General features: G+C 64.5%; 18 protein-coding genes and 3 pseudogenes. 13 read left to right on the forward strand and 8 right to left on the reverse strand.

What is annotated here, in order from left to right:
• From ACF1AJ_RS19630 to ACF1AJ_RS19650, 5 genes are all read right to left on the reverse strand, one after another.
• On the reverse strand, positions 1 to 404 hold a 404-nt coding region (locus ACF1AJ_RS19630; RefSeq protein WP_391508820.1), incomplete at its 3' end, for an RES domain-containing protein.
• Positions 405 to 460: 56 nt separating this feature from the next.
• Entirely contained in the window at positions 461 to 850 is a 390-nt protein-coding gene (locus tag ACF1AJ_RS19635) for a hypothetical protein (RefSeq protein WP_301220677.1), read from the reverse strand.
• A 94-nt stretch (positions 851 to 944) separates the two neighbouring features.
• Positions 945 to 1,991: a cation diffusion facilitator family transporter gene (locus tag ACF1AJ_RS19640; protein WP_301220678.1), complete on the reverse strand. Its 1,047-nt coding sequence runs from the start codon at positions 1,989 to 1,991 to the stop codon at positions 945 to 947.
• Complete coding sequence (locus ACF1AJ_RS19645) at positions 1,988 to 2,356, reverse strand: metalloregulator ArsR/SmtB family transcription factor (protein WP_301220679.1); 369 nt, start codon at positions 2,354 to 2,356, stop codon at positions 1,988 to 1,990. Before ACF1AJ_RS19645 ends, ACF1AJ_RS19640 begins: the two co-directional genes overlap by 4 nt.
• A gap of 131 nt (positions 2,357 to 2,487) precedes the next feature.
• Positions 2,488 to 2,706 carry a hypothetical protein gene (locus ACF1AJ_RS19650; protein WP_301220680.1) on the reverse strand — a complete coding sequence of 73 codons (219 nt, stop codon included), beginning with the start codon at positions 2,704 to 2,706 and terminating at the stop codon, positions 2,488 to 2,490.
• A gap of 115 nt (positions 2,707 to 2,821) precedes the next feature.
• On the opposite strand from ACF1AJ_RS19650, the gene ACF1AJ_RS19655 reads away from it, so the two are divergent.
• On the forward strand, positions 2,822 to 3,646 hold the full coding sequence (locus ACF1AJ_RS19655) for a hypothetical protein (RefSeq protein ID WP_301220681.1): 825 nt from the start codon (positions 2,822 to 2,824) through the stop codon (positions 3,644 to 3,646).
• Here the strand turns inward: ACF1AJ_RS19655 and ACF1AJ_RS19660 are convergent.
• Entirely contained in the window at positions 3,539 to 4,048 is a 510-nt protein-coding gene (locus tag ACF1AJ_RS19660; RefSeq protein ID WP_301220682.1) for a very short patch repair endonuclease, read from the reverse strand. The genes ACF1AJ_RS19655 and ACF1AJ_RS19660 overlap by 108 nt on opposite strands.
• 59 nt (positions 4,049 to 4,107) lie before the next feature.
• Between ACF1AJ_RS19660 and ACF1AJ_RS19665 the strand changes: the two genes are divergently transcribed.
• On the forward strand, positions 4,108 to 4,677 hold the full coding sequence (locus ACF1AJ_RS19665) for a DNA cytosine methyltransferase (RefSeq protein ID WP_301220683.1): 570 nt from the start codon (positions 4,108 to 4,110) through the stop codon (positions 4,675 to 4,677).
• Positions 4,678 to 4,911: 234 nt separating this feature from the next.
• On the opposite strand, the gene ACF1AJ_RS19670 is transcribed toward ACF1AJ_RS19665, so the two are convergent.
• Positions 4,912 to 5,757, reverse strand: coding sequence for a LuxR C-terminal-related transcriptional regulator (locus ACF1AJ_RS19670; protein WP_301220684.1), 846 nt, complete (start codon positions 5,755 to 5,757; stop codon positions 4,912 to 4,914).
• Between the two features lie 100 nt (positions 5,758 to 5,857).
• On the opposite strand from ACF1AJ_RS19670, the gene hxlB reads away from it, so the two are divergent.
• From hxlB to ACF1AJ_RS19710, 8 genes and pseudogenes are all read left to right on the forward strand, one after another.
• Positions 5,858 to 6,460, forward strand: a complete 603-nt coding sequence (gene hxlB, locus ACF1AJ_RS19675) for a 6-phospho-3-hexuloisomerase (protein WP_301220685.1) — start codon at positions 5,858 to 5,860, stop codon at positions 6,458 to 6,460.
• Between the two features lie 52 nt (positions 6,461 to 6,512).
• The gene (gene hxlA / locus ACF1AJ_RS19680) at positions 6,513 to 7,136 is read left to right on the forward strand and encodes a 3-hexulose-6-phosphate synthase (RefSeq protein WP_301220686.1); all 624 of its coding nucleotides are present in this window, start codon (positions 6,513 to 6,515) and stop codon (positions 7,134 to 7,136) included.
• 707 nt (positions 7,137 to 7,843) lie between these two features.
• Complete coding sequence (locus tag ACF1AJ_RS19685) at positions 7,844 to 9,010, forward strand: glutathione-independent formaldehyde dehydrogenase (protein ID WP_301220687.1); 1,167 nt, start codon at positions 7,844 to 7,846, stop codon at positions 9,008 to 9,010.
• Between the two features lies 1 nt (position 9,011).
• Positions 9,012 to 9,580, forward strand: a pseudogene (locus ACF1AJ_RS19690) (type 1 glutamine amidotransferase domain-containing protein).
• The gene (locus tag ACF1AJ_RS19695; RefSeq protein WP_184324588.1) at positions 9,577 to 9,879 is read left to right on the forward strand and encodes a putative quinol monooxygenase; all 303 of its coding nucleotides are present in this window, start codon (positions 9,577 to 9,579) and stop codon (positions 9,877 to 9,879) included. The pseudogene ACF1AJ_RS19690 and the gene ACF1AJ_RS19695 overlap by 4 nt, the downstream one beginning before the upstream one ends.
• Positions 9,880 to 10,020: 141 nt before the next feature.
• Positions 10,021 to 11,151: an FAD-binding oxidoreductase gene (locus ACF1AJ_RS19700; protein ID WP_301220688.1), complete on the forward strand. Its 1,131-nt coding sequence runs from the start codon at positions 10,021 to 10,023 to the stop codon at positions 11,149 to 11,151.
• 100 nt (positions 11,152 to 11,251) lie between these two features.
• On the forward strand, positions 11,252 to 11,416 hold the full coding sequence (locus ACF1AJ_RS19705) for a transposase (protein ID WP_391508822.1): 165 nt from the start codon (positions 11,252 to 11,254) through the stop codon (positions 11,414 to 11,416).
• A pseudogene (locus ACF1AJ_RS19710) lies at positions 11,367 to 11,540 on the forward strand (putative quinol monooxygenase); the annotation flags it as partial. The gene ACF1AJ_RS19705 and the pseudogene ACF1AJ_RS19710, both read left to right, overlap by 50 nt.
• 105 nt (positions 11,541 to 11,645) lie before the next feature.
• Here ACF1AJ_RS19710 and ACF1AJ_RS19715 read toward each other — a convergent pair.
• Positions 11,646 to 12,020: pseudogene (locus tag ACF1AJ_RS19715) on the reverse strand (excinuclease ABC subunit A); the annotation flags it as partial.
• Here ACF1AJ_RS19715 and ACF1AJ_RS19720 point away from each other — a divergent pair.
• The 3 genes from ACF1AJ_RS19720 to ACF1AJ_RS19730 form a co-directional block, all read left to right on the forward strand.
• On the forward strand, positions 12,016 to 12,246 hold the full coding sequence (locus ACF1AJ_RS19720) for a hypothetical protein (protein WP_301220690.1): 231 nt from the start codon (positions 12,016 to 12,018) through the stop codon (positions 12,244 to 12,246). The pseudogene ACF1AJ_RS19715 and the gene ACF1AJ_RS19720 sit on opposite strands and share 5 nt — an antisense overlap.
• A 292-nt stretch (positions 12,247 to 12,538) precedes the next feature.
• Complete coding sequence (locus ACF1AJ_RS19725; RefSeq protein WP_301220749.1) at positions 12,539 to 13,192, forward strand: TetR family transcriptional regulator; 654 nt, start codon at positions 12,539 to 12,541, stop codon at positions 13,190 to 13,192.
• Between the two features lie 124 nt (positions 13,193 to 13,316).
• The coding region (locus ACF1AJ_RS19730; protein ID WP_391508821.1) for an alcohol dehydrogenase catalytic domain-containing protein at positions 13,317 to 13,583 on the forward strand (267 nt) is incomplete at its 3' end.

Below are 13,583 nucleotides of genomic sequence, written 5' to 3' on the forward strand. Positions count from 1 at the left end.
AGCAGCACCGAGCGGGCATGCTCGGTCAGGTAGGTGTGAGTCTGTGCTGCCTCAATGTCAACAAACGGCAGCGCCTCCCGCGTGCAAAGACTGCGAACAACCCGCGTCGCACGCCACGATGCGTCCACAGACGGAATCTGCAGTTCGTCAACGGTGGCCCCAGCCTTCGCCATCCGTTCAAGAACGGAGGCGCTTCGGCGAAAGTGCGCGGTTGTCTCCGCGAATGCTCCCTGCTCGGTGCTGGCGGCGTACAACACACCCGCACCGGGTACATCGAATCGGTTTCCGGAGCGATCCAGGCCAGCGGTCTCGGCGGTAATCCGTGAGTACCGCAAGGCTGGCTCCAGCCGTTCAACCCGCACCATCCGGGCAGGCGGATCGATCAGAATAGGGCGGGCAGGCACGGCGGCCGCGCCCCAGCGACAATGCGTAACCGTGCGCGAACCGCACAGTTCGCACGTCAGTCCGCATTCACAAACGCCCGGGCCGCCGCCATCACTTCGCGAGCACGACCGGCGGCAAGGACCTCGGCAGGGTTCTCGTCGTCCAGCTGCGGGTTCATTCCCATGAACCATGCCCGCACCACGGAGGGCGAATCGCCGGAAAGCAGCAACTCGACGATCTGCAGCGTGTCGATGACCCGGCGCTGCTCATCATCACCACGCGGGCCCTGCCCAGCAACCCAGCGAGTCACGGTCTTCACGTCACGATTCACGATCACAGCCACCAGCGCCTTGCCCAAAGTCTCGACCAGAGACTTGACCGCGGGCGTGATCTCCGACTCGAGCGCACGTAGATGCGCCTGCTGCCGCTTCCGACGCGGAGTCGGTGCTTCCAGAACCCTCGACATCGTGCCACCTCCGGTTCTCAGTCTACCTCTGTGGCAAGAATATGTCCGAGGAATGTCCACAAAATGTGCCGTCTCGGTTGCATGCTCTTCTATCTCAACCCAGACCGGAGGCAGCCTTCATTACGGGCCGCGGCGTGACCGCAACGTCGTCGAGTTTGGGAAGCTCGTGCCGGAGCAGTTGAGCGGCCGTCTCCGCGATCCCGTCGGCGTCGACAAGAGTCTCAGCCTTCGTAGTGACTGTGGCGCTCCCGTGCAGGCGGTGCCCAATCCAGCGCAGCTGCAGTCGTTCGACGTCGACCACTCCGGGCACATGGTGGAGCGCATGCTCAGCGCGGTGGACCAGTTCGGGCTCAATACCGTCCATGAGACGGCGGCCAATCTGCTTCACGGTTCCCCACAGCAAAATGAGGATGGACACCGCGATCAGCAGCCCGATAATCGGGTCCGCGATCGGCAGGCCGAGCAGCACCAGCACGGCGCCGAGAACCACCGACAGCGACGTGAAGCCGTCCAAACGCGCGTGCACACCGTCGGCCACCAGGGCGGCGGAGCCGATGCGCCGGCCGACCTGAATCCGATAGATCGCGACGATCTCGTTGCCGGCGAAACCGATGAGGCCGGCGATGATGAGCAACCAGGCGTTGCGGATGTCGATCGGGTGGAAGAAGCGTGTGACCGCCTCCCATCCGGCGACAACGGCGGAGAGCGCGACGACGAACACGATGAACATTCCTGCGAGGTCTTCGGCGCGCCCGTACCCATAGGTGTAACGCCGGGAGGCCGCGCGGCGCGCGAGGACGAACGCGATCCAGAGCGGAACCGCCGTGAGGGCGTCCGCGAAATTGTGGATCGTATCGGCCAGCAGCGCGACGGAGGACGTGAAGACCACCACCAGAGCTTGCAACACTGTGGTGCCCAGCAGCACGAACATGGAGATCTTCAGCGCCCGGACACCAGCCGCGTTCGCCTCCATCGCGTCATCGATCGAGTCCGCCGAGTCGTGCGTATGCGGCACGAACAGGTCGTAGAGGAACCCCCTGATCCCGCCATGTGGATGCGAATGGTCGTGGTCATGGTCATGGTCGTGGTCGTGCGAGTGGTCGCGGTCGGTGTGATGCGTATGAGGGTGCTGCTGATTCATGCGCTCTCACTGTTCTGCCTATGGTGGTGCCGGGGAACGTCGCCCAGCGAGTGCTCCGCCTGGAAAATGGCGTCGGAGACGAGCTGCTTGGCGTGCTCGTTCTCCAGTCGGTAGAAGACGCGCTGCCCGTGTTGACGGGTGGCCACGATCCGGGCCAGGCGCAGCTTGGCCAGGTGCTGGGAGACCGTCGAGGGCGGTTTGTCGACGATGTCTGCCAGGTGGTTCACCGATAGCTCTTCAACATCGCGCAGCGCCAGGATGATCCTGACCCTGGTCGGGTCGGCGAGCATCGAAAAGACCTCGACGGCCAACTCGACGAATTGGCTATCGGGCTCACGCCCACATATCGGCTTATCTGCGTCCATACGCAGATACTAATAGGTACTCGGGAATCGCTCGAACTCCGGGGGCGCACAACGCCGTAGATCCATCCCAAGCAGCCACTATCGGAGACGCCGATAATATATCTTATGACAGTTTGTGGATCTCCTGGGCATTAGCTGTACGGGTTTTGGGCCCGCGCCGCGGTCCAGGCTTTCTTCCAAAATTCGCGGGACGGCCTCTTCCCGTCGACCTCGAACCACGCCGATTCGCTCTCCTTGCCGAGCACCCCGGTGAAGCGAGCGACAAGAACCATGTCGCTGTCGACGGAACGCAGCTCGTACCAGCTCAGCGCATCGAGGTCTGCCCAGTCGATGAGTGGGTAGCCGGCCATGCGCACATGCTAACAGCGGCGATTTCGCCATCTCCCCGACCTTTGTTGGGTGAGAAAACGTCAGAATCTCTTCGTGCCGCGTAGGTTAGCTGCCACTATTCGGATTGTGAACCCGATGAACATCCTCGATCTGCTGCGGTTGAAGTCAGCACCGTGGTTTTCGCTCTTGATGTCTGTTGTCGCCCTCTTCACCGTGTGGGCGATCTTCCATTCGATCGCTCCTTCAACTGCAGTCGGGGACTTCCTGCTGGCACTGGGCCTGCCGAGTGGGGTGGCTGACGGCGCACGCGCGGTACACGACTGGATTGTGGCTGAGCCCCGCGCAACTTGGGCGTCCTGGGGCGTTCTAGCGCTGGCCCTCGGGGTAGGGGCTCGCTATGTGGCCTCCGTGTATTACCAGCGCGAGGCGCGGAAGGAAAGCCAGTCGGCGGGCCGCGCAGTGGGGAGCGCTAAGTCTCGAGCCTTCGACGATGGAGTGGTGCGAGAAACAGGCGAGCTGCAAATGCAGCGCGTGCAGCTGGCGGAGAAGGCTTACGAGAAGAAGGCGAAGTACGAGCGGCAGCTCCGAAAATACGAGGGCTCCTTGCAATTCCAGTGTGCCGCGTCCTACTGGCTGGTAGCCGGGATCGCCGTTGAGCTTCAGCCGAGGTCGCTTGAACCTCTTGGTGCCGGCGTTCCCGTTTCCCTGATCACGGCGCTGGCTGCGACTGGCGGTTTGACCCTCATCGCCCTGTTAATCGCGTGTGCGATGGAAGAGTTCTATGACAGCTACGAGCACCCCACCGGGGCCGATCGCTTCAAGGACACACTCCAAATTTTCGGTTTGGAGGTCTTACTCCTGCTGTTCCGGCTTGCTCTCGTGCTCTTCGGGCTCCCGCTGTTCGTCCTCGGCTATTTCCTGTATCCCCGTTTCTCCGAGTCGACGCCCGCGGACGGATAGAACTGCCGAACGGATGTCCGTGACTATGTAGTCGGGGCTTTGATGCTCCCAGTAGCGGAGAACCGTCCAGCCGGCCTCCGTGAGGCGGGCGGTAGTGTCCCGGTCGCGGGCTATATTCCGCGCCACCTTGTTCGACCAGTAGTCACTATTTCGCTGAGGCGCGCGGTGATGCTCTGAGCATCCGTGCCAAAAGCACCCGTCGATGAAAACGGCGATGCGGGGGCCGCGGAAGACCAGGTCTGCACGGCGGTTGATTGCTGCCTCGGGCCGCGCGTCGACGAGGTAGCGCAAGCCCGCCGCGTGGGCAAGTCTCCGGACCGCCAGCTCAGGAGCGGTGTCGCGCGAGCGATTGCCGCGCATGGCCGTGCGCGTTCGGGGGTCGCTCGCCCAGGAGCCGGACATGTCTTCGATGCTACGGCGCGGTAACCGGGAGTGTGGGTGCCGCCCTTTAGGCTGTGCGAGTGGAGAACGTAACCCCGATCGACGTAGCGCGTCCGAAAGTGATCGAATTCTTCGCAGGGATCGGCCTGGCCCGGATGGGGTTGGAGTCGGCGGGCTTCCGCGTTGGCTGGTCTAACGACTATGAGTCCGACAAGAAGGCGATGTACGAGGCGCACTTCGGTTCTGCGGGCGACCACGTCTTTCACCTCGGGGACATCGGCGCCGTCAGCGCGGATGACCTTCCTCATGATGCGAAGCTCGCATGGGCGTCGTCGCCCTGCACCGACCTTTCGCTTGCCGGTGCCAGAGCAGGTCTCGCGGGCAAAGACTCCTGGTCACGCAAGCCGCTCCAGCAAGTGCACCGCTGGGTCGGTGAGGGCAACCACAGCGACCCAGCCGACATTCTCCAGACCGCCGGCTACACCGGCCCGGTGACGGCTCTCCGCGGTCTCGGGAATCAGGCCGACAAGACGCGGGGGAGCGTGTTCGCCACGGCGCAGCGTATGTCCTCCGCCATGGTGCACGATCACCTCATGGCGTGGGCGACGGCGACCCCCGGCCAACGAAGAAAAGCAGAGAGACCTCGCTAAGCTCCATCGCGCGATGTCGACACTCTTGATCGAGGCCAGCGCCGGACTCCAACAAAGGGGCATTCCCCTTGAAAAGACGCACTGCGGAAGACACGGGTGGTCGGGTTTCCATACCTCCTTCCGTGAATCGTATTTCGTGACCCGAGAGGGTGAACTACGCGAATACTCGCGTGGTCAGACAAATCCGCTCGACGTCAGGCTCCAGCGCCTATAAAGGGGCGAGGGTCCGTTGAGTCAGGCCCTGTTCCTGGTCGAGCTCGCGGCAATCGCTGTCAGCTCTCCCCTCGACCGAGCGCCCGTTTTGCGGAGCAGATTCGACACGTGGAACTTGACGGTGTTGTCGCTGATTCCCAGTTGATCTGCGATTGCACGATTGCGAGCTCCCGATGCCACCAGGCGGAGCACATCGCGCTCCCGCGGGCTGAAGTTCACCGAGTCCTCGAGCGGCTCTGCTTCTGCCGGGGGGTCGAGCGGGAGCCGGATGTCGAGGGATGTCCCCCAGCCTGTCGTCGACGACACCTCCAGGTCGCCGTCGAGAGTAGCGACACGCTCGGCGATGGGCCTGAGCGCGTCGTCGTGGGCGCTGATCTCGCCCTGACCGTCGTCGCGGATACCGATGAGCAGGTTGAGGCCGTCGCAATCCCACTGAATGCGCACCCGTTTCGCCTCCTCCTGGTCGACAAGCGCGAGCACCGCGCTGCGAACGATCGCGCGAGCCGTATGAGCCACCTCCCCTGGCAGCGCCCGCCCACCGGTCGGCGGTTCGACGAACTGCACGTCCAGGCCGCCGAAGCGCGCGAGCGGACGAAGGTCGGTACGGAGCCGCGCGAATGCCCCATCCACCGGCTCCAGCATGGTGCCCAGCTGCTGGTCGGTCGTGCTGCGCAGCTCGATCAGGGCAGCGGATGCCAGATCGAGCGCCGTCGCGCGGCTTGCGCGGTCCTCCAGTCGCGTCGAACGAAGGACCGCGAGAATCGACTCGAGCGTCACAGCGTGCCGATCAGCCTGTTCGGCCATCGCCTGCGCGTGCTCGACCTGAAGCCTGCGAGAGACCGAACCGAGCTCGTTGTTGTTGCTCACCGCTTCAACCTACCCGGCCAACCTGTACCTACCGCAATGGGTAGGTCCACTCCACCGCCGGGCGGGTGCGTCGCTGCCGCAACCCGGCGACCATGGATACATGACTGCTGTGGACCGTGACGTATCGACGCCCTCGCCACCCGACGTGACGGCATCCCTCTCCCTCATCCTGGAGGAAGTCAGGGCGACGATCGACGCGGTGATGACACACCGAGCGGACGACCTCGACAACCTCGCCGAAACCCTCGCGAATGCCAGGCGGATCTTCGTGCTCGGGGCGGGCCGTTCCGGCATCACCCTGCAGATGACTGCCATGCGCCTCATGCACCTCGGCCTGACCGTGCACGTCGTCGGCGACGTGACCACGCCGGCGATCGGCCCCGGCGACGTGCTGCTGACGGCGAGCGGCTCAGGAACGACGACATCGATCGTTCGTGGGGCGGATGCCGCGGTGAAGGCTGGCGCGAAGGTCGCCGTCATCACAACAGCCGCAGCGTCGCCGTTGGCTGCGCTCGCCACCGCCGTGGTGGTCGTGCCGGCCGCGCGAAAGCTGGACCGTTCCGGCACCGTCTCGGCGCAGTACGCGGGCGGTCTGTTCGAGCAGACCGTCATGCTGCTCGGCGACGCTCTGTTCCACAGCCTCTGGCTGCGTTCGGGGCAGAGCGCAGACGAGCTCTGGCCCCGGCACTCGAATCTTGAATGACACCACCTCCTTGTATACGCGGAGGCTCGCACCACAACCAGAAAGAAACACTATGAAGTTGCAGTTCGCCATGGACACCCTGACCACCGAAGCAGCGCTCGAGCTCGCGGCTGCCGCTGCGCCACATGTCGACATCCTCGAACTCGGCACGCCGCTGATCAAGAGCGCGGGCCTGTCGGCGATCACCGCAGTGAAGGCTGCGCACCCGGACAAGATCGTGTTTGCCGACCTCAAGACGATGGACGCCGGCGAGCTCGAGGCCGACATCGCGTTCGCCGCGGGCGCTGACCTCGTCACCGTTCTCGGTGTCGCCGGTGACAGCACCATTGTCGGAGCGGTGAAGGCCGCGAAGAAGCACGGCAAAGGCATCGTCGTCGACCTGATCGGTGTCGCCGACAAGCCCGCCCGTGCCCGCGAGGTCGTCGCCCTCGGCGCCGAGTTCGTCGAAATGCATGCCGGACTCGATGAGCAGGCGGAAGAAGGCTTCACCTTCGCCACTCTCCTGCGTGACGGAGAAGCATCCGGTTCGCCGTTCTCGGTCGCCGGTGGTATCAATGCGAGCACCATCGCCTCCGTCCAGGCATCCGGCGCGCAGGTCGCCGTCGCTGGCGGAGCCATCTACGGCGCACCAGACGTCGGCGCCGCTGCCGCCGAATTGCGCGCCGCGATCGCCTAGCCCGAGTCGATGTCCGCATGGGGTCGCGGAACACGCACGAACCCATGCGGCCTTCGATTGCACCCTGACTGACCACCGTGACCAGCCCCCCTACGCGTCTGTCTCGGTGGCACGAGAGGGTCAGACGGATACGCGGATGTCGTGGATGCTCTGGAGAGATAGCGCGTTCGATTTCGGGAGAGCGGACAGCGACGGTGGCTGAACACCAAGCTCCAGGTATGCCGCGTGGAGTGCGGCAACGACCCCGCCCGCCGCTCCCGAGAAGTCACCGGGCTCCACGCTGGTAAGGGCGTAGACCCGCCCGGCTTCGATGCCCGCAAGGGTGCGTCATACGCAACAGGCCTCAACGCCAAAAACGACCGTTTGCGGCCGGCGCAGCGGCCGTAGACACTGATCCCGGCCGCCGTGACCGTGGGCCATAAGCGTGTTTCGGCAGACGTTATCGGAGCGAGCCAGATCAGGGGTCACCTAACCGTGCAGCAGTCCCACTCAAGTCGCGGTCTTCCAGGTTGCTCGCGCTGTAACCGTCATTCTCGGGCGACCAATGCGACTACCAGGGCACTATCCCGGCTCGATCGCTACACATCAACTTTAGGCGAGCCCCTTGTCACGTGGTTCCTGGGGGCGTTTGCTGTCTGGCAATGGGGCCGGCGTCGGAGAGGCATTGCTAGAAAGACATCGAGCAACACAATCGGATCGGAGTAGACATGAAAGCAGTGGTGTACGAGGGACCCCGTCAGGTCAGCACGAAGGACGTCCCGGACGCGAAGATCGAGCGACCCACCGATGTGCTGGTCAGGGTGACGACGACGAACATCTGCGGCTCGGACCTCCACATGTACGAGGGGCGGACGTCCTTCGAGGTAGGCCGGACGTTCGGTCACGAGAACATGGGGGAGGTCATCGAGGTCGGTAGTGGCGTGGAGAAGGTCAGGGTCGGAGACCGGGTTGTGCTCCCGTTCAACATCTCGTGCGGATTCTGTAAGAACTGCGAACGCGGCCTGACCAACTACTGCCTCACCACCCAGCCCGACCCATCATTCGCGGGTGCGGCCTATGGGTTCGCCGACATGGGTCCCTATGGCGGTGGCCAAGCGGAACTGCTCCGTGTGCCTTTCGGTGACCACAACGCGCTGCGCCTGGGCGAGGATGCGGAGGAGAGGGAGAACGACTACGCCATGCTCTCTGACATCTTCCCCACCGGCTACCACGCCACCGAGATGGCCGGCGTAGTACCCGGCGACAGCGTGGTGATCGCTGGGGCGGGTCCGGTCGGATTGATGGCCGCCCTGTCCGCGATGATCAAGGGCGCCGCGAAGGTGATGGTGGTCGATCGCCACCCTGACCGGCTCGCGCTGGCCGAGCAGATCGGCGCGATCGCCATCGATGACTCCAAGGTCGATCCCGTGCAAGCTGTTCTCGACGAGACGATGGGGCTGGGAGCTGACCGTGGTTGCGAATGCGTGGGCTACCAGGCCCACGATCCCCAGGGCAACGAGGACACCGCCGCCACGCTGAACATGCTCATCAACTCGGTCCGCTTCACCGGAGGAATCGGCACCGTTGGCGTGTTCGTCCCCCAGGACCCGGGGGCTAAGGGCGAATTGGCCAAGCAGGGCAAGGCAGCCATCGACTTCGGCACACATTGGTTCAAGGGGCAGACCATGGGAAGCGGTCAAGCCCCGGTCAAGCGGTACAACCGCCAGCTGCGGGACTTGATCGCCGCCGGCAAGGCGACCCCTTCGTGGATCGTCTCCCACGAGATCTCGCTGGACCAAGCCGCCGATGCCTACAAGAACTTCGACGCCCGGTCCAAGGGTTGGACCAAGGTCCTCATCAAGCCCGGGATGTCGACCGAGAAGAAGGCGAACTGATATGGCCGAGACGCTGCAGGGCAGGAGAGTCGCCACCCTCGCCGCCGACGGAGTCGAGCGAGTCGAGCTCGAACAGCCCCGCGAGGCACTCGAGCGGGCTGGTCACAGACTGAGGTTCTGTCGATCCATGACGGTGAGATTCAGGCGCGTGAGAACGATCTGAATGCAGCAGGCACATTCACCGTCGACAAGTTGGTCGCGGACGCCTCCGTCACCCACTATGACGCCCTGCTTCTCCCGGGCGGCACGGTGAACCCCGACCAACTCCGGGTTGACCCCGGCGCCGTGTCCTTCGTCCGCGAGTTCGTCGAAAGCGGGAAGCCCGTTGCGGCGATATGTCACGGGCCGTGGACGCTGATCGAGGCCGGTGTGGTCGAAGGTCGCACCTTGACGTCCTTCCCGAGCATCCGCACGGACCTGCGCAACGCCGGTGCTGACGTCGTCGACCAGGACGTCGTGGTGGACGGGAACCTGATCACCAGCCGCTCGCCCGATGACCTGCCTGCGTTCTGCGAGACGGTCGTAGTGAAATTTGCGAGTAATTCGACCCAGGAAGAGGTGATGTCATGAGCGTGACGAAGGGACTGCTTGTCAGGCTGGAGGCCCTGCCCGGCAAGGAAGACGAGGTCCAGGAATTCCTCGGCATCGGGCGAGGACTCGTCGAGGAGGAACCGGCCACCGTCGCGTGGTTCGCGATCCGTCTCGGCCCGTCCTCATTCGGGATCTTCGACGTGTTCCCCGATGACGCCGGCCGCGACGCGCACCTGTCCGGCGCAGTCGCGGCCGCTCTCGGCGAGCAGACCGGCAAACTGTTCAGCGAGCCGACGATCGAGAAGTTGGACGTCCTGGGCTCCAAACTCCCCGCCTGACACCACAGACCGGGAGTAGTGACCCAGAAAGGAGGGGTCGTTGCGCGCGGTGACTTCGGGCTTACACAGCCCGCTGACGTCGTGGCAGCGGCCCCTTCTCTTGCGGCCTATCGCTAATCACTAACAGATCGAGGAACCGCGATGACAGGAACTGACGACGGCGTTTCCACGACGCGTTCCCCCGAGGTAGCAGTGATCGGGGGCGGGATCGTCGGTCTGTCGACGGCGTACGCGCTGCGGGAGCAGGGCGTGCCGGTGCGCTTGTACGAGGCTGGTCTGCCCGGGATGGGTCAGTCCGCAGGCGAGGCGCGGATCTTCCGGCATGCCCACGACGACCCGCGACTCGTCGCTTTCGCGCGCGAAAGCCGCGGCGTATGGGATGAGTGGGCCGAACACTTCGACGTCGAGCTGGTCTCATCAGACGGTGTCCTGGCGATCGGAGACAGCGCCCTGGCGCGGCTGCGGGTGCTCGACCAGGTCGGCGGCGTGGAAGCGCACGAGATCGACGCGGGCGAGGTCGCCCAGCGGATGCCGCTGCTCGCTGGGTACTCGGGGCCAGCGGTGCTCGACGAGTCGGGCGGCGCGATCCGTACCCGAGCCGCGATCACGGCACTCACGGGTGCCCTCGCAGATGCGGTCACCACCGGTGAGGTCATCTCCATCGATCCCCGCGCCGACGGGACGGTCGAGGTGCGCAGCGTCACCGACCGGGCTGTCTACTCCAAGGTGGTCGTGTGCGCCGGCCGCGAAACCGCCCGCCTGGCACGCAGCGTCGGCCTGTCGCTGCCGGTTCGCCTTGCCGCACACGTCAGGCTGACCTTCGACGTGAAAGCCGCCGCCCCGGCACGAGTCGCGTGCCTGCAGGACAGCAGCGGCGTCTTCGGCGAAGTCGGCGTCTACGCGACGCCGCTACCGGGAAACAGCAACTATTCGGTCGGACTCAGCGACACCGTCGGCGTCCGCGACGACGGAACTTTCATCGACCCGGCGGCGATTCGATCGCTGGACGAACGCGCACGCGAATACGTGACACGGGCGCTGCCCGGTCTCCACCCAGAGCCGCGCGACTTCCTTCACTGCTGGGTGACCGACCTGCCGTGGAGTGAGGACGGCGTGGCCGTGTGGGAGGCAGGCTCTGTCCTTTTTGTGGCCGGTCACAATTTGTTTAAGCAGGCACCTGCGCTGGGTCGCGCTCTTGCCCGGGCTGCGACCGGCGGCGGTCTCCGCGCCGAGCTCACGCCCGAAGCGCGCCTCGGCGAGGCCCAGAGCTAGGGCGTTTCTCCCAATCGCGTGGGGGTGACCCGCGATTCTGGACAGCATGCCGCGGATGAGGGTGCTTTCGGATGGCGACTGGGAACTGTTCGAGCCGTTCATGCCGGCCCCGGATGGTAAGCGAGGTAGACGTTTTCGTGATCACCGCACGGTGGTGGAGGGGATCATCTACCGGTACCGGTACCGGGCCGGGATCGCGTGGCGGGACCTGCCCCCTGAGTTCGGGCCCGTCCTCCTTCGGGATCTTCGACGTGTTCCCCGATGACGCCGGCCGCGACGCGCACCTGTCCGGCGCAGTCGCGACCGCTCTCGGCGAGCAGACCGGCAAACTGTTCAGCGAGCCCACGATCGAAAAGTTGGACGTCCTGGGCTCCAAACTCCTCGCCTGAGACCATGATCTCGTCGAGCGTCGCCGGTACCTCACCCTTGTTGGCATAGTCCACGGGTGAGGTACCGGCGACGGTGCGGCGAGTACCCGTGCGATGGTTCTGCCGTCACAATGGGGTCACGCCTGTCGTTTCCTCCAATGCCGCGGCGAGGTATCTCGCCGAAGCCCCGACGCCCTTGTCCGCGACGTGCGCAGGCGTGCCAGCTGCAACCACGGTCCCGCCGGCGTCGCCCGCGCCGGGTCCAAGATCGATCACGTGATCGGCCACCGCGATAACGCGCATGTCCAGCTCCGCGGCGACGACCGTGTTGCCCGCATCGACCAGCGTCTGCAGATGCGCGACCAGACGATCCGTGTCGGCGCAGTGGAGCCCGGACGTCGGCTCGTCCAGTACGTACAGCGTGTCTCCACGCTGCGCACGCTGCAACTCGGTCGCGAGCTTGACACGCTGCGCCTCACCCCCAAAGAGCTCGCGCATGGGAATCGTGCTGGTGACGCTCGCAATGCTTGAGAAGCTGCGTGCCGACCGGAGCATAGGGAGCAATGAGTTGAGTGCCTTGTTCCGCCGAAGCCTTCTCGTACCGGTTGTGCATGGCGTGACATTCGAAGAACTCGATCAGGGGAGCCCGACGCTTGCCTCTCGTGGAGGGTTCAGCACGGCGGAGGAACCGATGCGAGACATCGTCGTGAAGATGGCGGAACTGTAGGGACCGTCGCTGAAGAAGAGGCAGCGAGGTCTTAGCGTGCGCAGCCCGTCCGTGAGTGATCCGCTGACGAACACACGAGCCCGACGTTCGGTGAACAAGATCCTTGCTCACCGATGCAGTAAGAGGCTGCGTATAGATTTACGCACCACGACACGAAGGCAGCAGTGCCGGCGGGAACTGAGAGCCGGATGTGATTGGAGATCTGCTGCAGGGTCGAACCTCCAGCGAGGAGACTTCGCACCTGGGTAGTGCGTGGCAGTTTCTGCCAGGCAGGTGTAGCATCACCCCCGTGATGGAGCGCGAAATCGAGCCGCGAGAGGGCGCGCGCCTTCGCGCATCGGAAAAATGCTGCGCACTGTTCATCGCCCGCGGCACCACGGACCTGACGATCACAGAGATCGCGAGCGAGATCGGCATTTCACAGCGAACGTTCTATCGGTACTTTCCGGTCAAGGCTGAGTCGGTTGGGCCAGTGTTCGACTGGTCCATTCGACGTTTCAACGCGGTGATCGTCGAAACGAATCCAGACATCGCCCTGACGGAGGTGCTGCGCCTCGCGTTCCGGGCAAGCTTGCTGGGCGAATCGGCCGAGCGCACTTTGCAGCTGTTTCCCCTCGTGTTCCGCAACTCGGAGATGTGGTCGGTGTTCATGCGAAAGGTTCATGACGGTGAGCTGTCAGTCGCGCCCGTGTTGGCGCCCCGGCTCGGGTTGGCGGCGGACTCTGTCGCCGCCCGCGCGGCTGCCGCAGCCGTGGCGAGTTCGATTCGGATCGCCCTCGAGGACATGGTCACAGCGGGCGCTGATCCGGAGACCGCTTACGTGCGGACCCTCGCACAATTCACGTCGAGACCTCTCGTTGCCACCCCGCGCCGCCTCCCCGAGGTGGGCAGCCCGCCTCGCCACGCGAACCTGACGTCGATGGGAGGTGCGAACTCAACGCCCTGATCAAACAACACTGGCGCTTCGACGAGTCGCGTCCTGCGATCGCAGGGCAACCAGGCGACCGCAAACCATCATCCCCAACAAGGCCCGCTAATGGCGTATCTGTGAACAGAAAAGGAAGCACATCATGAAAGCAGCACGACTGAACGAAGTAGGGTCGGATTTCGTCATCGAGGACATCCCGACTCCAGAACCTGGGCCTGGGGAGGTCCTGATACGAATCGGTGGATCCGGGGCATGCCACTCCGACCTGCACGTCAAATCCGGCGAGATTCCGGGTGTCGCTTTCCCCCACACCCTGGGTCATGAGAATGCAGGCTGGATCGAGTCCTTCGGTCCCGGCGCAGAAGGCAACGGGTTCGAGGTCGGCGACGCGGTCGTCGTGTTCGGCGGC

The organism is Leifsonia sp. NPDC014704 (genome assembly GCF_043083605.1).
GTDB lineage: Bacteria > Actinomycetota > Actinomycetes > Actinomycetales > Microbacteriaceae > Leifsonia.